The 17,599-nt window shown below is 59.8% G+C and carries 16 protein-coding genes; 10 read left to right on the forward strand and 6 right to left on the reverse strand.

Features of this window, described 5'->3' with window-relative positions:
* Positions 1 to 12: 12 nt before the first annotated feature.
* Positions 13 to 924: a universal stress protein gene (locus tag AD665_RS23610; protein ID WP_024778513.1), complete on the reverse strand. Its 912-nt coding sequence runs from the start codon at positions 922 to 924 to the stop codon at positions 13 to 15.
* Positions 925 to 1,246: 322 nt separating this feature from the next.
* Here AD665_RS23610 and AD665_RS23615 point away from each other — a divergent pair, with 322 nt between their 5' ends.
* Both AD665_RS23615 and AD665_RS23620 read left to right on the forward strand, forming a co-directional pair.
* Positions 1,247 to 1,813: a phosphoribosyltransferase family protein gene (locus AD665_RS23615; RefSeq protein ID WP_024778514.1), complete on the forward strand. Its 567-nt coding sequence runs from the start codon at positions 1,247 to 1,249 to the stop codon at positions 1,811 to 1,813.
* 113 nt (positions 1,814 to 1,926) lie between these two features.
* Positions 1,927 to 2,892, forward strand: a complete 966-nt coding sequence (locus AD665_RS23620; RefSeq protein WP_053194085.1) for a ribose-phosphate diphosphokinase — start codon at positions 1,927 to 1,929, stop codon at positions 2,890 to 2,892.
* Between the two features lie 305 nt (positions 2,893 to 3,197).
* Here the strand turns inward: AD665_RS23620 and AD665_RS23625 are convergent, their stop codons facing one another.
* The gene (locus AD665_RS23625) at positions 3,198 to 4,127 is read right to left on the reverse strand and encodes a LysR family transcriptional regulator (protein WP_053194087.1); all 930 of its coding nucleotides are present in this window, start codon (positions 4,125 to 4,127) and stop codon (positions 3,198 to 3,200) included.
* 165 nt (positions 4,128 to 4,292) lie between these two features.
* Between AD665_RS23625 and AD665_RS23630 the strand changes: the two genes are divergently transcribed.
* Genes AD665_RS23630 through AD665_RS23660 form a run of 7 tightly spaced genes read left to right on the forward strand, consistent with a single transcriptional unit; the run spans position 4,293 to position 10,569 of the window.
* Entirely contained in the window at positions 4,293 to 5,651 is a 1,359-nt protein-coding gene (locus AD665_RS23630) for a cation:dicarboxylate symporter family transporter (RefSeq protein WP_053194089.1), read from the forward strand.
* A complete protein-coding gene (locus tag AD665_RS23635; protein ID WP_053194091.1) occupies positions 5,648 to 6,208 on the forward strand; it encodes a carboxymuconolactone decarboxylase family protein in 561 nt (186 codons plus the stop codon). The genes AD665_RS23630 and AD665_RS23635 overlap by 4 nt, the downstream gene beginning before the upstream one ends.
* A 10-nt stretch (positions 6,209 to 6,218) precedes the next feature.
* Complete coding sequence (locus tag AD665_RS23640) at positions 6,219 to 7,037, forward strand: SDR family NAD(P)-dependent oxidoreductase (RefSeq protein WP_053194136.1); 819 nt, start codon at positions 6,219 to 6,221, stop codon at positions 7,035 to 7,037.
* 19 nt (positions 7,038 to 7,056) lie between these two features.
* Positions 7,057 to 7,884 (forward strand): amidohydrolase family protein, encoded by an 828-nt coding sequence (locus tag AD665_RS23645; protein ID WP_053194092.1) that lies wholly within the window; start codon positions 7,057 to 7,059, stop codon positions 7,882 to 7,884.
* Between the two features lie 26 nt (positions 7,885 to 7,910).
* Complete coding sequence (locus tag AD665_RS23650) at positions 7,911 to 8,846, forward strand: SMP-30/gluconolactonase/LRE family protein (RefSeq protein ID WP_053194093.1); 936 nt, start codon at positions 7,911 to 7,913, stop codon at positions 8,844 to 8,846.
* Between the two features lie 29 nt (positions 8,847 to 8,875).
* Entirely contained in the window at positions 8,876 to 9,685 is an 810-nt protein-coding gene (locus AD665_RS23655) for a substrate-binding domain-containing protein (protein WP_053194095.1), read from the forward strand.
* Positions 9,685 to 10,569: an alpha/beta fold hydrolase gene (locus AD665_RS23660; protein ID WP_053194097.1), complete on the forward strand. Its 885-nt coding sequence runs from the start codon at positions 9,685 to 9,687 to the stop codon at positions 10,567 to 10,569. The genes AD665_RS23655 and AD665_RS23660 overlap by 1 nt, the downstream gene beginning before the upstream one ends.
* A 112-nt stretch (positions 10,570 to 10,681) precedes the next feature.
* On the opposite strand, the gene AD665_RS23665 is transcribed toward AD665_RS23660, so the two are convergent.
* Positions 10,682 to 11,542: an alpha/beta fold hydrolase gene (locus AD665_RS23665; protein ID WP_053194138.1), complete on the reverse strand. Its 861-nt coding sequence runs from the start codon at positions 11,540 to 11,542 to the stop codon at positions 10,682 to 10,684.
* A 275-nt stretch (positions 11,543 to 11,817) separates the two neighbouring features.
* On the opposite strand from AD665_RS23665, the gene AD665_RS23670 reads away from it, so the two are divergent.
* Entirely contained in the window at positions 11,818 to 13,113 is a 1,296-nt protein-coding gene (locus tag AD665_RS23670) for an MFS transporter (RefSeq protein WP_053194098.1), read from the forward strand.
* A 44-nt stretch (positions 13,114 to 13,157) separates the two neighbouring features.
* Here the strand turns inward: AD665_RS23670 and AD665_RS23675 are convergent, their stop codons facing one another.
* The 3 genes from AD665_RS23675 to AD665_RS23685 form a co-directional block, all read right to left on the reverse strand.
* Complete coding sequence (locus AD665_RS23675; protein ID WP_053194100.1) at positions 13,158 to 15,224, reverse strand: 3-hydroxyacyl-CoA dehydrogenase NAD-binding domain-containing protein; 2,067 nt, start codon at positions 15,222 to 15,224, stop codon at positions 13,158 to 13,160.
* Positions 15,225 to 15,238: 14 nt separating this feature from the next.
* The gene (locus AD665_RS23680; RefSeq protein ID WP_053194102.1) at positions 15,239 to 16,486 is read right to left on the reverse strand and encodes an OprD family porin; all 1,248 of its coding nucleotides are present in this window, start codon (positions 16,484 to 16,486) and stop codon (positions 15,239 to 15,241) included.
* Positions 16,487 to 16,567: 81 nt separating this feature from the next.
* Positions 16,568 to 17,563 (reverse strand): ABC transporter substrate-binding protein, encoded by a 996-nt coding sequence (locus AD665_RS23685; protein ID WP_053194104.1) that lies wholly within the window; start codon positions 17,561 to 17,563, stop codon positions 16,568 to 16,570.
* Positions 17,564 to 17,599 lie beyond the last annotated feature (36 nt).

The raw sequence follows: 17,599 nt of genomic DNA on the forward strand, positions 1-17,599 counted from the left end.
CCTGTCGCTTCGTTATGGACGTTGCTGGTCGCCCTGGATGGCCAGGACGCTGCAAGTTACCTGGTACAGGGTATGTTCGGTCGTGCTGCCCAAAAGCTTGTCCAGGCCATAGGACTGGACCCTGCCCATCACAATCACATCCATATGCTGCTCATCGGCGAACGTGCTCAGCACCGCGACAGGATGCCCTTCAATGAAGTGACGTCGGTCAGCAGCCACGCCATGTCGGTCAGCCAGGTCGAAAAAGGACTTTTCATGTTCTTTGCGCAACTGCTCGTCGAGATCCGAGAGCGCCAGACCGCCGCCGCCCATATCGCCCATGTACACCATCGAAATGTCGCAGGCGTAAAGCAAGTGCAACTCGGCATCGCATTGGATGGCGAGTCCGCATGCCTGCTGGATGATCCGCTCATTGAGCTCGTTGTCTTGCGCCAGGGTACTGGACACGTCGACCGCCGCCACGACCTTGCGAGGCAAGGAATGGTTGCCTTCACCCAGCAGGTACACCGGTACCGGGCAATGGCGCAGCAAGCGCCAGTCCAGGGGGGTGAAAAAGGCCCGTTTGAACGCTGACTCGTGCTGCACCTGCTTGATCAGCAGGTCGGGCTGCATCTCGGTGACGTGATCGAGAATGTCTTGCTGCATGTCATCGGCCCAGGTCACCTCCGTGGTCACCTCGATACCTCTGTCGCGCAGGTGATTCGTCTGGTTCTTGAGCCAATTGCGATGGTCTTGCAGGTAGCCTTCGCGCGCCAGCTCCCGATCACCCTCTTCGAGCAGTGACAACAGTTTCCAGGAAGGGATCAAGGCGGCGACGTGCAGGCTCGCACCGCTGGCCTTGGCCAGGGCCGCAGCGTGTCCCAGGGCACGGGAGTGGCGCAGGGCCGGGTTGATGATCAGCAATAACCGTTGATACTGGCTCATGATCGGACTCCATGGAGCTTGCATAGGAACTGGCACGTTTGTCACTGCCTGTCACTGCGGGCCATTGTCGTATCTGCCGCTGTAACGGACACCTTCGTTGTAGATTCACCATCCTCTGTCAGGGCAACCGTGGCGTTGATATATCTCAATAACTTTCGTCGACCAGGCCTTCAACGGCGCATGCGTGTCGGGACGGGGTGACGGTTCGCCCTCGTCAATCACCGGCCTTTGTTTGGACCGCGATTGATCAATGTCAATCTCGTCAGTGGCAACCGGATTACCTTGGGTACATAACCCGTGGTTTACGGACAGGAGAAAGTCGATGACGATCCTATTGGCCAGTCAGCGGGTGCGCCTGTATGACAGCAACGAGCTGGATGACGTGCTGCAGGTAATGGCGCGCAAGGCCGCGAGCCTACTGCCCCCGACCCACGCAGCACTGATTGGTATCCAGCGCCGGGGCGAACCACTGGCTCAACGGTTGCGCGAGTACATCGCGCATCGGACCGGCCAGCCGCAATTGCCTCTTTACCCTCTCCAGGTCAAGCGCTACGCCGACGACCTGCAAGTGCTGCATACCTACACCCAATTGACCGAAAACCCGGCCCTGGGCGGTCTCGACCTGGCCAATACCACATTGCTGGTGGTCGACGATGTGCTCTTCGAAGGCCATTCGCTCTTGCGTACCTGCGCGTATCTGGCGCAACTGGGGGCTCGTCGCGTCCATACCGCCGTACTGGTGGACCGGCATATCTGCCAGCAACCGATTCGGGCCGACATTGTTGGCATACATTTGCAGGTCGCCGCCGATGACATCGTCGAATGCCATGTGCCACCTTTCGAAGAGACGTATTGCATTGAGGTGGTGCGCCATGGCGCCGCCCGTTGAGGATGCGCTCGATCAAGGCCGGTGGGCCATGCAGACTCGCAATGACAAACATGCATAGGGATACGTGCCACTGAAATGAGGCGCCATTGCCGGCAGCCTCAGAGGAGTCTTGCATGCTAACCCTGCCCCCCCTTCTTTTTGCCCTGCAAGGTAGCGAGCACTATGCCGCTCGCGTGGCTCAACGACTTGGCTGCCCGTTGGCACGCCATGAGGAACGTGACTATGAAGACGGCGAGCACAAGTGTCGGCCGTTGGATCCGGTAAACGGTCGCGAGGTCGTAGTCTTCCACGCCTTGTACGGCGATGGCCGGGAGAGCGCCAACGATAAGCTGTGTCGCCTGCTGTTTTTTTGCGGCGCCCTCAAGGATGCCGGCGCGCACCAGGTGCAGGTGGTTTCACCTTATCTCTGCTACGGGCGCAAGGACCGCCGCAGCCAGCCTCAAGACCCGATCATCACCCGCTACGTGGCGTCGTTTTTTGAGGCCAGTGGCGTGGATCGCCTGCTGACCCTGGACGTGCATAATCCCGCCGCGTTCGATAATGCATTTCGCCTGCCTGCATGGAATCTGCAGTGCGCGGAACTGTTCGCAGAGCATTTCGCCACACGAGTCGGCGACGCCGCCGTGGTGGTGATGTCGCCGGACTCAGGAGGGACCAAGCGCGCCGAACACTTTCGTCAGGCCCTGGAGCGGCAGCTGGGGCGTACGGTCGGCAGCGCATTGATGGAAAAGCACCGTACCCATACCACGCTCACGGGCAGCCTGCTGATCGGCGATGTTGCCGGCAAGACCGCCATTGTTTTCGATGACCTGATCAGCACCGGGGACACGCTCAAACATGCCGGCCTGGCTTGCCAGAATGCCGGCGCCACACGTTTGTTCGCCGCCGCCACCCATGGTTTGTTTACCGCAGGCAGTCACCTGTTCGACCCGCCGATCTTCGAACACATCGCGATTACCGACACCGTTGCGCCGTTTCGCCTGCGGCCCGACTGCGTCACACAACACTTGCAAGTGCTCGACAGCACCGGCCTGGTCGCGGCGTTCCTGGCGCAAAATGGTGCATTTGAACGTCTGTGAACACGTGGATCATTGATGCCCCGCCTGGGGCAGTCTGGCCAGTCGATGTTCATCAGTGCGTTCCTCAAAAACGGTTATGTCGTATTCACCGCTTGTGGGTCGAAGGCTCAGGTGTGGAGGATCGTCCTGTTTGCTCCAGATAGGTGATGAGCTTGTCCAGGGTATCCACGTGTTGGTAATCGCTTTCGGGAATTGCCATAGGTCGAATTCGACTCCGAGATTGCCGCACTGGGGGCATATCTGGAGCATGCTTTGGATGGTTCAAAAGGATGCCCTGTCCGGGCCTTGAAATTCCCCCCCCGAAATCACTCTCGTCCAAGCCAAAGAGTGGCCTCTTTCCAAGCTCCGACCGTCACAAGCTCCTCCAGGGTTTCCAGCAGAATCTTTTCCCAGCTCAATGCCAGGCGACTGTTCCTGCGCTCCCTGAGCGTGGTCAACGAAACCGTGGAGCGAATACCCGGTCGTTCAATTGCATGGCCCACCAGGACTCCCTTGGCGATATCCTCCTGGACAGCGGCATGCGCCAGGATCGAATAGCCCATGCCTTCCGCTACCAGTCGCTTGGTCAGGCTGACGCTGTCGACATCGAATCCGACATTCAACTGAAAGCCATTTTGCGCTGCAACCTGTTCGATCAGCCGCCGATTGCTGTGGGGCAAGCCTGGAAGGATCAACGGAAAATCCGCCAACCCCATGATGCGCACCGACTTCGGTGCCTCCCCAGGCGGCCCGACCAGCACCATGCGTTCACTGAAAATCGGCCTGACGTCAAATGCTTCGAGCAGCGGCTGGTTATACACCACCGCAACCTGAATCCGCCCGTCCAGCAACCACTCCTGCAGAGAAGTGCTCAAGCCTTCCAGTACATGCAATGAAGCCTTCGGCCAGCGTTCGTGAAAACGCCGGATCAACTGCGGCCCAACGATGGTACCGATCGCAGGCGGCAACCCGACCGCCAGATGGCCGCGCTCTTCAAACGCACTGTTGCGCACATGGTCGGCGGTTTCTTCCATATAGCGCAGCATCACGTCCGCGCGCTCGAGCAAGCGCGCACCGGCAGCGGTGAGTTCCACCCCCCTTCCATGCCGAATGAACAGTGCCACCTGCAACTGCTCTTCTAACTTGGCGATCTGCCGACTCAGCGCTGGCTGGGCGATGAAGAGCTCTTTCGCCGCGCGACTGAAACCACCGCACTGAGCCACTTTTACAAAGGAGCGAAGTTCTCGAATGTCCATCGTACTTACCATGCCGTCAGAGCATAGCTTTGTATCAAAATAAGGTTTTTGTGCCTAGCGCTGGTTTTTTCTATGCTCAACACAGATAGCTGAAGGCCCAGCTTGACCGTCTAGGGACGTGCTACCACAAGAATAATGATGCCCACTATTGGGTCAGGAAATGCCATGAATCAGTTGAAGAAGCTCCACGTACAGGTGCTGATCGCACTTGTTGCAGCCGTCATACTCGGTTTCGCCGCGCCGCAATGGGCGGTTGCCATGAAACCCCTCGGACAAGCGTTCATAGCTCTGCTGAAAATGATGCTGGCGCCGATCGTATTCGTCACCCTCGTGCATGGCCTTACCCACGTCCAGGACATGCGCAAACTCGGCCGGCTTGGCGTCAAATCGCTCATCTACTTTGAAGTGGTCAGCACAGTCGCCATGTTGATCGGTTTCATTCTGGTCAACGTGGTGGAGCCCGGCGTGGGCCTGCATGCCACCAGCCTTGAAGAATCCAGCGAAGCGATCAAGGCCACCTCAGCTGCCGGCAGTGTCTCCATGATCAACTATATGCTGGGGCTGATTCCGCATACGTTGGTCGATGCATTCGCCAAAGGCGACATCATCCAGGTACTGATTATCTCGGTGCTGGCCGGTATCGCAATCAACCGAGTGTGCGGCCCGGACTCGGTCGCCGTGAAAGCCATTGGTGAAGCCCAGAGCATCTTGTTCAAGATGCTCAGTTTCATCATGAAACTGGCTCCGCTGGGCGCATTCGGCGCCATGGCCGCCGCCATCGGCAGCTATGGTGGCGACACCCTCCTCTACCTCTTGAAGCTGATCGCGGTGTACTACGCGGCGTCCCTGATCTTCGTGTTCGGCATTCTGGGTTCGATCAGTTGGTCCATCGGTTTGCCGTTCGGCAGCGTGCTGCGCTTGATTCGCGATGAAATTCTGCTGGTATTCGGCACCGCGTCCGGTGAGGTGGTGTTTCCACGGCTGATCGAAAAACTGCAGCGCAGCGGTTGCGATGAAGTGGTGGTCGGTTTTGTCCTTCCCGCCGGCTACAGCTTCAACCTCGACGGCACAGCGATCTACATGGCGATCGCCATTGGCTTCATCGCCCAGGCCACCGATACGCCGTTCTCCCTACTGCAGCAATTGGGCCTTCTGGCCATCCTGAGTATCACCTCCAAAGGCGGCACCACAGTGGCGGGCGGCGCGTTCATCAAATTGGCCGCCACCTTGCAATCGGTCCAAACCCTGCCGCTGAGCGGCCTCGGGCTTCTGTTTGGCATCGACCGCATCATGGCCACTGCCACCGCCCTGACCAATATCGTCGGCAACACGGTCGCGGTGTTCGCCATCGCCCGCTGGGAAGGCGCTTTTAACCCTGAAGACTTCGAGCGCGAAACCGGCGGGAAGCCGAGCCGCAGCCTGCTGCGCCCGCCGCAGGAGCCTGAATCGGCCGGGCGGCCCATCGAGCCGACGCAGAAACCCCATATTCACAGTCACCGCGCCCCTGACAGGAAAGTTCAATGAATCGTCTGGCCCCTATCGACCCGAACAACCTCAGCGATACGCAGCGCCCGGTCTACGAGCGCATTGCCAACGGCCCGCGCAAAGGCGTGCGCGGCCCCTTGGCCATCTGGCTGCATCGGCCTGAACTGGCCGAGTGCGCTCAGGCGTTGGGCCGCTACTGCCGCTATGACACCTGCCTGAACCCGCGCCTGTCAGAGCTGGCCATCTTGATGATGGGTCGCTACTGGCTCGCCGAATACGAATGGGCAGCCCACAAGCCGTTTGCCCTTGAAGCCGGCTTGGCACCCCACATCATCGATGCCATTCGCGATGACGTGGCGCCTGCGTTCGAAAACACCGACGAAGCGCTGGTGTACCGCTTCATCCGCGAACTGCATGCCGAGCGTGCAATCAGCGACGGTTTGTATGCCGAATTCGTCGAGTTGTTGGGCACCGATGCCGCCGTCGACCTGGTCGGCATCGCGGGCTACTACAGCCTGATTTCCATGACCATCAAGGTATTCGAAGTGCCTCCGCCCGCCGGCGCCGCTGCCGAACTGCCGACTAAATTGAAGTAAGGATATGTACATGATCGATACTCTTCCAAAAAGTGATCGCCTTCAGGGCAAGGTCGCTATCGTTACCGGTGCCGGTTGTGTCGGCAGCGGCTGGGGCAACGGCCGCGCGGTCGCGGTGATATTCGCCATGGCCGGTGCCAAGGTTTTCGCGGTCGATCGTGATCTGGGGGCCATGGAGGAAACGCTGGAGCGCATCCGCAATGCCGGCGGTGAGGTCACGCCTTATGCCTGCGACGTCACCAACACCCAAGCCGTCGCCGCAATGGTCGCAGCTTGCAAAAAGACCTATGGCACGGTCGATATTCTGGTGAACAACGTTGGCGGCTCGGCGGCGGGTGGCGCCGTTGCCCTGGCTGAAGAAAAGTTCGATGCCCAGATTGCCCTGAACCTCAGTAGCGTCTATCTGACCTGCAAGCACGTGCTGCCGCTGATGGAGGCCCAGGGCAGCGGTTCGATCATCAATACCGCATCGACGTCCGGTATTCGTTGGACGGGCTCGGCCCAGGTGGCCTACGCCGCCAGCAAAGCCGGTGTGATTCAGCTGTCTCGGGTTACAGCCGTGGAATACGCGTCCAAGGGCATCCGCGTGAACACCGTCGTGCCAGGGCAATTGCATACGCCGATGGTCGAGGTGCGCCTGGCCGGGCAACGCACGGGGGGTGACGTGAGCAAATTGCTCGACACGCGTCTGGCACGCATTCCACTCGGGTTCATGGGTGATGGCCGCGACACCGCTTATGCCGCGCTGTACCTGGCCAGCGATGAATCACGCTTCGTCACCGGCACCGAAATCATCGTCGATGGCGGCATGACCGCACGTTGCGACTGAGCCACCCGAAGGAGCCAGCATGTCGACTTCATCCAACCCTATGGGTGTGTGGGATTGCCACACGCATATTTACGGCCCCTGGGCTCAATTTCCTCTGCCGGCCAATGCCACCTACACGCCAGAGCCCGCGCCGTTCTCTGAGTTACTGACCCTGCATCGTCAGCTAGGCATCAACCATGGCGTGCTGGTGCAGGCTGCGCCCTACGGCACGGATCACGCCGCCATCCTACAGGCAATTGCCGGCAGTGGCGGCCGCTACCGTGGTGTCGGGATCATCGACGATACCACCACCGATGCCCAATTACAGGCGCTCCACGACGGCGGCCTGCGGGGTATTCGCTTCAACTTGATGGGCCACCTGCCAGGCACACGCGACCCACAAAAACTGCGCGCCCTGGCCGAGCGCGTCGCGCCTTTCGGCTGGCATGTGCTGGTGCATGGGGACTTGGCTGTGCTGATGCCGTTGCTGCAGGCCTGGCGGGATCTCAAGACGCCACTGGTCATCGATCATATGGCTCGTCCCGACCTCACCGGGCCTGTCGATCCGACGCTTATGCGCGAACTGCGTACCGAACTGGGCCACTCGAACCGCTGGATCAAATTGTCCGGCATCGATCGCGCCATGCAAGGCAGGCCCGGCCCGTGGCCACAGGCGCTAGACCAGGTGCGTACGCTGCTCGAATGTGCACCGCACCGCGCTATCTGGGGCTCGGACTGGCCGCATCCGAATATCAAGGGGCCGGTTCCGGATGACGCGCATCTGCTCGATTTCATTCGACAAGTCTGCGACAGCCCTGCCCTGCGGCAAGCGGTGCTGATCGATAACCCGGCGCGCCTCTACACCTGACGCCCACCCATTTCGGAGATCAAACGATGGACGAGACTCCCTGGTCGTCCAGCCCACGCGTGCCCGATCCCAGGGTACGTGAGCTGGACCCGCGTTTTGCCCACTACCGTCTGGCCCATGCCAAGGTCGAGCGTCTCGGTAGCGGCCTGCGCTGGGCAGAAGGCCCGGCATGGTTCGCCGATGGTCGATTCCTGTTGCTCACCGACCTGCCCAACGATCGCATCATGCGCTGGGACGAGGCCACAGGGGGCCTGGGCGTGTTTCGCCAGCCCTCGAACCAGGCCAATGGCATGACCCGCGACCGTCAAGGTCGTTTGCTGATCTGTGAGCATGGCGGGCGGCGCGTCACCCGCACCGAGTACGACGGCAGCACCACGGTGCTGGCTGAAAGCTTTGCGGGCAAGCCGCTGAACTCGCCCAATGACATCGTGGTGAAGTCCGACGACAGCATCTGGTTCACCGACCCGCCTTTCGGCCTGATCAGTGACTACATGGGGCGCCAGGGCACACCCGAACTGCCGGCCAACCTCTATCGCCTCGATGCCGACGGCACCCTGCGCTGTGTCGCTGAAGATCTCGAAGGGCCGAACGGCCTTGCCTTTTCCCCGGATGAAAGAACTCTCTATCTGGTTGAGTCCAGGGCTCGCCCCCGGCGAATCGTGGCCTACAGCGTCGATGAGCACGGCCAGGTCGGGCAACGCCGTGAGCTGATCGATGCCGGCAGCGGGTTACCCGATGGTCTACGTGTCGATGTAGACGGAAACCTTTGGTGCGGCTGGGGGGCGCTTGAGCCTGGTCTGGATGGCGTGCGCATCTTCGCGCCAGATGGCACGGCAATCGGCCATATCGACTTGCCGGAACGCTGCGCCAACCTGTGTTTCGGCGGTCCGCGCGGCAATCGCCTGCTGATGGCTTCAACCACGTCGTTGTATTCGTTGTTCGTCAATACCCGTGGCGCTTGAAACGGGCGCTCATTAGAGAAGGTAGCATCATGAAAAAAACAAAATCCGCGCCGATATTGGTGACCACCGGTTTGGTCAGCTTGCTCGGTTTCTCTCAGTTGGGCGAGGCGGCCGAGCTGAAGGTCATTGCCAGCGGCGCACTCAGGGGCGCAATGGAACACCTTCGGCCGGCCTATGAAAAAGCCAGCGGCAACACCCTGAAGTTCAGTTGGGGACCCTCCATGGGTACGTCGCCTGAATCCATTCCAGAGCGCATCAAACATAAAGAGCCCATGGACCTGGCTATCATGGCGGACGAAACCCTGGAAGTGCTCTCGACCACAGGCGCCTTCGACATGACCACCCGCCGCGAGATCGCTGATTCGCGCATCGGTGTCGGCGTACCTCACGGCAAACCTGCGCCAGATGTCTCAAGCGTCGCCGCGCTGAAATCCGCTCTGCTGAAGGCCGACAAGATCGCTTACTCCCAGGGCGCTAGCGGCGTATTTATCCGCACCGAGCTCTTCCAGCGTTTGGGCATCAGCGACCAGATTAGGGGCAAGACCATTGAGATCGCCGGCAAGGAACTGGTTGGCACGGCCCTGGCCAGGGGAGATGCGGATATCGGAATGCAGCAAATCAGCGAGTTGAAAGTAACTCCAGGCGTCGACTACTTGGGCCCACTGCCCGAAGAAGTTCAGAAAGTCAGCCGGTTCTGCGCCACCGTTGCACGCCAAACCCCAAACGCGGCCCCTGCCCGCGAATTCATTGCCTACCTCAGCAGCCCGGCAGCACGCCGTCTGCTTGAGCAGAGCGGTCTTGAGCCGGTGCACAACCTGGCTGCCCAGGAGTCCAAATAATGAAAACTGTCTCGCGCCTTCTAATCGGTGCCACGTTGAGCCTGGCCTCTGCTGTAGCCATGGCCGCCGGTGCTCCACCCAAGCAAGAGCTGGTCCGTTATGACAATGTGCAAATCGAAGTCAACACCCAAGGCACCGGGCCGGTGATCGTAATGTTGCCCTCGCTGGGTCGCTCGGGTCGCGACTACGACAAGGTCGCCGATTACCTTCAGGCCGACGGGTTCCGCGTGGTCAGACCGGAGCCGCGTGGCATAGGACAAAGCAAAGGACCGATGGAGAACCTGACCGTGCACGACTTTGCCCGTGACGTCGCGGCAGTGGTCCAGCATGAGAACAAAGGCCCAGTCGTGGTAGTCGGTCACGCATGGGGCAACTTCGCGGCGCGTATGCTCGCTGCGGACCACCCTGACCTGGTACGTGGCGTGGTCATGGCCGCGGCGTCCGCGGGTAAGGTACCGCCGGGCTCGACTGAAAAACCCATCAACGCTGAGATGCGCCAGGCCATCGACGGCGCGGGCGATCTGTCGCTGTCCGAAGAGCAACGCCTGATCTACCTGCGCAAGGCATTCTTTGCGCCCGGCAACGACCCCAAGGTCTGGCTGGGCGGCTGGCACCAGGCGACCCACGATGCCGAAGGCCATGCCCGCAACATCACGCCGGTGGACGACTACTTCGCCGCGGGCACCGCACCGATTCTCGACCTGCAGGGTGAGGCGGACACGGTTGCCCCACGACGTTTCTCCGGCGTGCTCAAAAGCATGCTTGGCGATCGGGTCCAGGTGGTGGTATTGAAAAATGCCGGCCACGCCATGGCCCCGGAACAACCCGAGGCGATGGCGGGTGCGATCGCTACGTTTGCCAAGGCGCAGTACGCAAAAAAATAGCTGTTGCGAGACATGAAAAATGCTCCGAACCAAATGGTTCGGAGCATTTTTCGTTGGGATGGGGCCAGACAGCGAAGAGAACTCTCCTCAAGGGATCGAACAGCCCCGCTAATTACCTGGTTGCATACACGCGCTTAGCAAAGTCGGCGATGGCATCGGCCATTTCACGAGGCTGCTCGGGCGCCATGGCGTGCCCAGCGTTGGCGATGGTCTTGTGTTCGACCCGCTCACCGAGCATCGATTCAAGTATGTTCGGAATCACCACCGCATCATGCTGTCCCTGCAGGTCAAGGATGGGCACGGTGTTACCGGCTGACCAATAGAGCTCAACAGGCGTAGTGTCCCGCGCATGGTCCTGGGCCTGGTGGGTCTTGTCGTACCAGCCAGTCAGCCAGGCACGCGGATCATTTCCGGGTGCGAAAAACGCCTCTTTGAGATAGTCGATACGCTTGGCTTCAGGCAGAGAATAATTACCCGCGCCTTTGATCGCCTCGACCATCCGCCCATAGGGTTTTTCGGATGAGCCTGCGGGCAACTTGCCAATCGAAGCAGCCGCCAGCACGATGCCGTTGACCAGGTCCGGGCGATCCACCGCAAGCATGCGCGCCGGCTGGCTGCCCCAGGCATGCCCGACCACAACCGAAGGTCCGGTCTTGGCCTTGTCCATCACCAGCGCCACGTCGGCGGCGAAATCGTGCAGTGTCGGCGTATCCATCGGGGCCTTGCTGCCCTTGACTCCACGCGGCTCAGGGCGGATCACGCGGTAGCCGTCGGCGGCCAAGTAGCGTGCCACCTCGTCATAGTCATTCGCGCCACGGCCTTTGGACGGCAGGATCACAATGACATGGCCCTTACCCTGATCCAACGCCTCGATATGTACATTGCCTTTCTCGGCAACAAGGGTGTGTACCGAATCATCTGCATTTCCAGGCAGGCTATAGGCAACGAGACCAGCGACGATTAAAGATTGCATGACGCGAGTGTAGTGCATTGGATGAGCCTTTTATTATTGTTTGGCACGCCAAACCTATGGATGTGAGGCCTCAGGGTTATGCACTTGGAAGAAAATAACCAATACTGATATCTCATGGTTTTCGATGCTCATCGGGCATGACCGTGCGCTGCATCCAACGCCCTCTAAGTCCCATGCCCTGCGGTTATGGGTACCTATGGTTTAAAGGTCTTGGCGCGCACTGGAACCCCGCCCATATGCTTCCAGGCTCCTGATTACAAGAACAATGGAGCCCCATGAATACACTCACCACCGCTCAATCAACAACGCAGGCCGCCCTGGAATCCAGCGCCTGTCGCAAAGCTGCGACAAGGCTGATTCCACTGCTCGCCATCGCGTATTTTTTCAACTATCTGGACAGAACCAACGTCGGCTTTGCGTCGTTGACCATGAATGACGACCTGGGTCTTACCGCCTCACAATTCGGTTTTGCGGCAGGCATCTTCTACGTCGGTTATTGCCTGTTCGAGGTACCCAGCAACCTGGCGCTCTACCGTTTCGGTGCTCGGCGATGGCTCGCCAGGATCATGATTACGTGGGGGCTGTTCTCGGCCTCCACCGCCTTGGCGCAAGGGCCAACCAGTTACTCGGTGATTCGGCTGCTGGCCGGCATTGCCGAAGCCGGTTTTTTCCCCGGCGTGATCTTCTTCCTGTCGCTGTGGTTTCCCATTCAATATCGAACTAGGGTCATGGCCTGGTTTCTGTTTGCCATTCCGGTGTCTTCGGTACTGGGTGGGCCACTTTCCGCTGCCATGCTGGCAATGGATGGCATCTGGGGCTACCGCGGCTGGCAGTGGCTGCTGATGCTGCAAGGCTTGCCGGCGTGCATATTGGGGGTGATGTGCCTGAACATGCTGGCCGACCGGCCTGCCGAGGCGAAATGGCTGACCGAGGATGAGCGCCAGGCGTTGCAATCGGCCCTCGATGCCGAGCACGAATCGAAGGGCTCCCACAGCTTTCGCGAGTCAATCAAAGACGTACGTGTATGGTTGCTGGCAGCCATTCTGTTCAGCTATATCATCGGCATCCTCGGCATCGGCGTCTGGCTGCCGCAAATCCTCAAGACCCATGCGCTGACCACCACCCAGATCGGCTGGGTGTCGGCGATCCCGTATCTGATAGCCAGTATCGCCATGCTGCTATGGGCGAAAGTGCTTGCGCGCAAGCGCCGTTATGTCCTGCACCTGGCAATTACCTGCGCCACGGGGGCGGCCGGCTTTATCTTCTCGGTGGTTTACAGCGACCTGATTCCGGCGCTGATTGGCCTAACGGTCGCCTTGATCGGCCTGAGTTCGGTGCGCACCTGCTTTTACAGCATCCCGGCGACGTTTCTGAGCAAACAGGCTGCGGCCGGCGGCATTGCTTTCATCAACGCGGCGGGAAGCCTTGGCGGATTGGTTGGGCCGTACGCAGTAGGCTGGCTCAAGGACATTACGCACTCATTCAACGCCGGGCTCATTGCGATGGCTGTGATGCTGTGCGTCGCCACCGTATTGACCTTGATTCTGCGGTCGGTGGTCAAGGAAGCCTGACACAGCTTGGCCCCGGTGGCTCGACATACCACCGGGGCTTTTCGTCAGCTGCCGTGAAAGGTTTTCTGGCGGGCCATGAACATCGCGAGTTCCTTACCCTCGCGGTTGTAGTGCTTGAGCGCACTCGCCACGGAGCCAAGTCCTATCTGGTCGGCGTAGTAGGTCAACCCGCCCTTGTAACGCGGGAAGCCATAGCCATGAATCCAGACCTGATCGATATCAGCAGGGTGCGCCACGATGTCGTGGTCGATCAGCCAGGCGGCCTCGTTGATCATCGCAAACAGACAGCGCTCTTCAATTTCCTGATCGGTGATGCTGCGGGGCGTAATGCGCCATTGGTGTCGATGATGCTGCAACAATTCGACCAGCCAGGGGTCAGGCAAGGCCTGACGGCTGCCCGGCGCGTAGCGATAGAACCCGAGACCTGTCTTTTGCCCAAGCCGACCTGCGGCATACAGTTTATCGACCCAGTCGCAGCGTTGTTCACGCGCACTCAATTGCGATAGACGCCCCTGGCGATTGCGCCAGGCGACGTCCACGCCAGCCATATCCCTCAGTTCAAAAGGGCCAATGGGAAAGCCGAACGAGCGCATCGCTCGGTCGACTGCTTCGGGAGATGCACCCTCCTCCAGCAGGAACATGGCTTCGCGCTCCCGGGCCGCCAAAAGCCGATTGCCCACAAAGCCGTCACAGACTCCCACCGTGACCGCCACTTTGCCCAGTCGCAGCGCCAAATCAAGCACCGCGGCCAGCACGGACCTATCGGTTTGGGTAGTGCGCACGACCTCCAGCAGCTTCATCACCGGCGCGGGGCTGAAGAAGTGCATGCCCAATACCTGCTGTGGGCGACGGGTACAATCGGCGATGGCCTCGACGTCCAGATACGAGGTATTGGTCGCCAGTATGGCGTCCGACTTACACAGGGTGTCCAACTGGCGAAATACCTCGCGCTTGACCTCCATGTCTTCGAAAACAGCTTCGATGACCAAGTCGGCGTCCGCCACAGCGTTCAGTGATGTCGACGGCGATATCAGCGCTCGGCGCTCCTGGCAGGCGTGCTCATCCATGCGTCCTTTGAGCAAAGCCTCCCGGTAATAGTCGTCGATATTTTTTACACCGCGTTGCAGTGCGGCGTCCTGAACATCAATCAGGATCACCGCCACACCTGCATTGGCCATACAAATGGAGATCCCTGCGCCCATGGTGCCTGAGCCGATCACCGCGACCTTTTTAATCGCATGCCCCTGGCCGGTAGCGGCGAGCTTGCGCGTGCGGCCGGCCAGGTCTCGCTCAGCGAAAAACAGATAGCGCAAGGCCTTGGCCTGGGCCGATTGCCGCCGCTCTAAGAACAGTGTGCGTTCCAACGTCATGCCGGCGTCAAACGACTCGGTCAGCGCTGCGTTGATCGCTTCCAGAGCCGCCTGGGGGGCTTGTTGCCCAGCCAGTTTTTTCATCACCGTGGTCACTTTTGCATCGAATTCAGCGGCGCTGTGGACCGGTATCAATCGATCCCGCGTGCGTCCCAGGAAAGAATGAGTAAGGATAAAGCGCCTGGCGTGCTCGATGGCTGCGCCTTGCGGGTCGGAGGTCACACAGTGGTCTACCAACCCGACAGCCTGAGCCTGCGTCGCAGTCAGACGCTGCCCTGCGATCACAACATCAACGGCAACCAATGGCCCGCAAAGGCGAACCAGCCGCTGCGTACCTCCCGCTCCAGGTATCAAACCCAGGCTCACCTCCGGCAAGCCCAGCACCGTGTGTTCATCGGCAATACGCAAGTGACACGCCATCGCCAATTCCAGACCGCCACCGAGCACCGAACCATGCAGGGCCGCGATCACCGGCTTCTGGTTGTTTTCGATAACGCTCAGAACGTCCGGCAGATGGGGCTCCATCAGTGGCAGATCGAACTCCTTGAGATCGGCGCCGGCCACAAACGTCTTGCCCTGGCAAGTGATGACAATGGCTTGCACCCCGGAGTCGGACGACGCCTGCGCGAGACAGGCTGAGAGCTGTTGCCGGACGCCTTGGGACAGGGCATTTACGGGAGGGTTATTGATTGCTATGACAGCGATGCCGTCATCTGTTTTCAGACTTACCAAGGATTCCATAGGGGTTACCCGCATCACAGGAAGGAAATGGGATAGCTGAGGATCACCCGCGTGTCGTTAGCATTGCGAGAGAAGTCCGAACGGTACGCAGCGTTGCGCAAGCGGATGTCCAGTGCCTTCAGCGGTCCGCTCTGTACCCGGTATTGCAATTCGACATCCAGCTCGCGCTCGCGGCCTGAATCAGTGGCCGACACCTGGGCATCCGCGCCCTTGGTATAGCGGGTCATGAAGGTCAGCCCGGGCAGGCCCCACGACGCCAAATCACGGGCATAGCGCGCCTGCCATGAACGCTCGCCTTTCTCGGCGAAGTCACCCACTTGCACGAAGTTGACCAGATACGGATCGGTGCCCTCAACGTAAGGAAATGCTGAGTCCCCGCTCATTGCCTGGTATCCCAGGCTGAACGCGTTGCCACCCCATTCATAGGTTGCCATCGCGCTGAACGCGCGATTGTCGATCGGACCGGCATGGGCCTGCCCCTGCTCGTCACTGACGAACAGCCGCAGGTCCGACTTGAGCTTTCCTTCACCGACCTGGTGGGCACTTGTGAGTCCCAGGAAATGCTGCTGGTAGACGTCTTCCAGGCGACCGACCTGGTAGGTCAGTTGCACAGTCTTCCAACGATAGGCGGCGCCCGCCACCTCAAAATCGCCGCCGTCCAGCGGGCCGCTGAAGCGTCGGTTCTTGTTGTTGATGGCCAACCCCTGCGCACCCGTAGCATCGCGGTCCGTGACCTGGTCAAGGTGTCCGCCTATCAGCTCCAGGCCGCCCCACTCGCGGGATTCGAGCATGCCGCCATGGAAGGTCTGGGGTAGCAAGCGACCGAAGTTCGATTGCAAGGTAGGCAGCTTGGGTATCAATGTGCCCACCTTCAGCTCGGTTTTGGACACGCGCATTTTTGCGGTCAAGCCGGCCTTGGAATACTCATCGGGTGCCCTGCCATCATCGTGAACCGGAAGCAGCCCGGTGCCGGTGCGGTCAGGGCTGGAGTCGAGCTTCACGCCTACCATGGCGATAGCGTCCAGGCCGAAACCGACAAATCCGGGGGTATAGCCCGACTGCGCGCGCAGAATGAAGCCCTGGGCCCATTCATCGCGCTTTGATTGGCCGTTGCCATCGCGAAAATCGCGGTTCATGTAGAAGTTGCGCAGCTCCAGGTTGACTTTGGCATCTCCCAGGAAGTCCGCGGCCTGTGCACTGACAAGCCATGGCCCGGCGGCAATGATCAAACACCAGGATGCAGCTGTTTTCTTATTATTCATGAGCAATTCCGGGCCGTACTCAGTCACACCGAACTCGATTGAGGTCGGTGGACCGGTACGTGCATCAGTGTGAGAGGAGTATCAGCGTGTCGAGGTCATGTAGTCGCTGGCCTTGCCTGGAATCGAATGGCCCTGGATCTTGCCGAGAAACGCAATGGCACGGGTCACATCTTCCTCGCTCAGATAGGGCGTTTGCGGGAACGAGTGCTTGTTGGATTTCCACGCCGCGGCATAGACGTTGTCAGGCGTACCTGCAAAGCGGGCACGCACCAGCTTCATCGCCTGCTCGGGATTTTCGTTGATCAGTTGGGTCGCTTGCGCGAGGCCGTCGAGGAACTGCTTGACGGTCTGCGGATTTTCATCGGCCCACTGTTTGCGTGCGCTCAGGGCAATCGAAGGATAGCCATCAAGTTCCTTGACCTGCCCGTCGGCCATGTCCAACAGGATGAAGCCTTTGTGCTCGATAATTGCGCTGTCCGAGGTGGGCGACGACAAGGCGAAGCCGTCGATCCTTCCTTGGGAGAACGCGGTCAGAATGGCACTGGCGCTGTTGAGGTAGAGCAAGGTAAAGTCTTTCTCGGCCGAAAGTCCCCCCTTCTCGCCGAGGAAGCGCACCAGAAAGTCAGCGCTACCGCCGGCACCGCTGACGGCAATCTTCAAGCCCTTGATCGCCTTCAAGCGTTCTTCCATAGGCGTCTGCGCGGTCAGTCCAAGCTGGTCGGCTTTCTCCTGGCTGATGACCACATTACTCGCATACTGCCCAACCAAGCGCCCCAGCAGGGTCAGGTCGGCGCCCTTCAATTTCGCATTGATCGAATTCTGGATCGCGCACGAACAGAACTCGACGGTTCGACTGGCCAGTCCCGACGTTGCGGCGCCGCCGCCCTTGAACTTGATCAGCTCGACATTTATCCCCTGCTTTTTGAAATAGCCACCGTCCACTGCCACGAACAACGGCATGTGCACGAAACCGTCGGTGCCCAAGGCAACCTTGATGTCCTGCGCATAAGCGCCGGCGCTTGCGGCCACCAGCGTAGCGACCAGGCCCATCTTTGCAATCAGCGTTCTAATAGACATGTGTACACCTTTATCTTCTTGTGCGTTATGGACAGG

The sequence above is a fragment of the Pseudomonas corrugata genome, assembly GCF_001269905.1.
Taxonomy (GTDB): Bacteria; Pseudomonadota; Gammaproteobacteria; order Pseudomonadales; family Pseudomonadaceae; genus Aquipseudomonas; species Aquipseudomonas corrugata.

Bases quoted from the DNA above. Each gene is read 5' to 3' on its own strand.
- AD665_RS23610 (WP_024778513.1), bottom strand. From the start codon at position 924: ATGAGCCAGTATCAACGGTTATTGCTGATCATCAACCCGGCCCTGCGC.
- AD665_RS23615 (WP_024778514.1), top strand. From the start codon at position 1,247: ATGACGATCCTATTGGCCAGTCAGCGGGTGCGCCTGTATGACAGCAAC.
- AD665_RS23620 (WP_053194085.1), top strand. From the start codon at position 1,927: ATGCTAACCCTGCCCCCCCTTCTTTTTGCCCTGCAAGGTAGCGAGCAC.
- AD665_RS23625 (WP_053194087.1), bottom strand. From the start codon at position 4,127: ATGGACATTCGAGAACTTCGCTCCTTTGTAAAAGTGGCTCAGTGCGGT.
- AD665_RS23630 (WP_053194089.1), top strand. From the start codon at position 4,293: ATGAATCAGTTGAAGAAGCTCCACGTACAGGTGCTGATCGCACTTGTT.
- AD665_RS23635 (WP_053194091.1), top strand. From the start codon at position 5,648: ATGAATCGTCTGGCCCCTATCGACCCGAACAACCTCAGCGATACGCAG.
- AD665_RS23640 (WP_053194136.1), top strand. From the start codon at position 6,219: ATGATCGATACTCTTCCAAAAAGTGATCGCCTTCAGGGCAAGGTCGCT.
- AD665_RS23645 (WP_053194092.1), top strand. From the start codon at position 7,057: ATGTCGACTTCATCCAACCCTATGGGTGTGTGGGATTGCCACACGCAT.
- AD665_RS23650 (WP_053194093.1), top strand. From the start codon at position 7,911: ATGGACGAGACTCCCTGGTCGTCCAGCCCACGCGTGCCCGATCCCAGG.
- AD665_RS23655 (WP_053194095.1), top strand. From the start codon at position 8,876: ATGAAAAAAACAAAATCCGCGCCGATATTGGTGACCACCGGTTTGGTC.
- AD665_RS23660 (WP_053194097.1), top strand. From the start codon at position 9,685: ATGAAAACTGTCTCGCGCCTTCTAATCGGTGCCACGTTGAGCCTGGCC.
- AD665_RS23665 (WP_053194138.1), bottom strand. From the start codon at position 11,542: ATGCAATCTTTAATCGTCGCTGGTCTCGTTGCCTATAGCCTGCCTGGA.
- AD665_RS23670 (WP_053194098.1), top strand. From the start codon at position 11,818: ATGAATACACTCACCACCGCTCAATCAACAACGCAGGCCGCCCTGGAA.
- AD665_RS23675 (WP_053194100.1), bottom strand. From the start codon at position 15,224: ATGGAATCCTTGGTAAGTCTGAAAACAGATGACGGCATCGCTGTCATA.
- AD665_RS23680 (WP_053194102.1), bottom strand. From the start codon at position 16,486: ATGAATAATAAGAAAACAGCTGCATCCTGGTGTTTGATCATTGCCGCC.
- AD665_RS23685 (WP_053194104.1), bottom strand. From the start codon at position 17,563: ATGTCTATTAGAACGCTGATTGCAAAGATGGGCCTGGTCGCTACGCTG.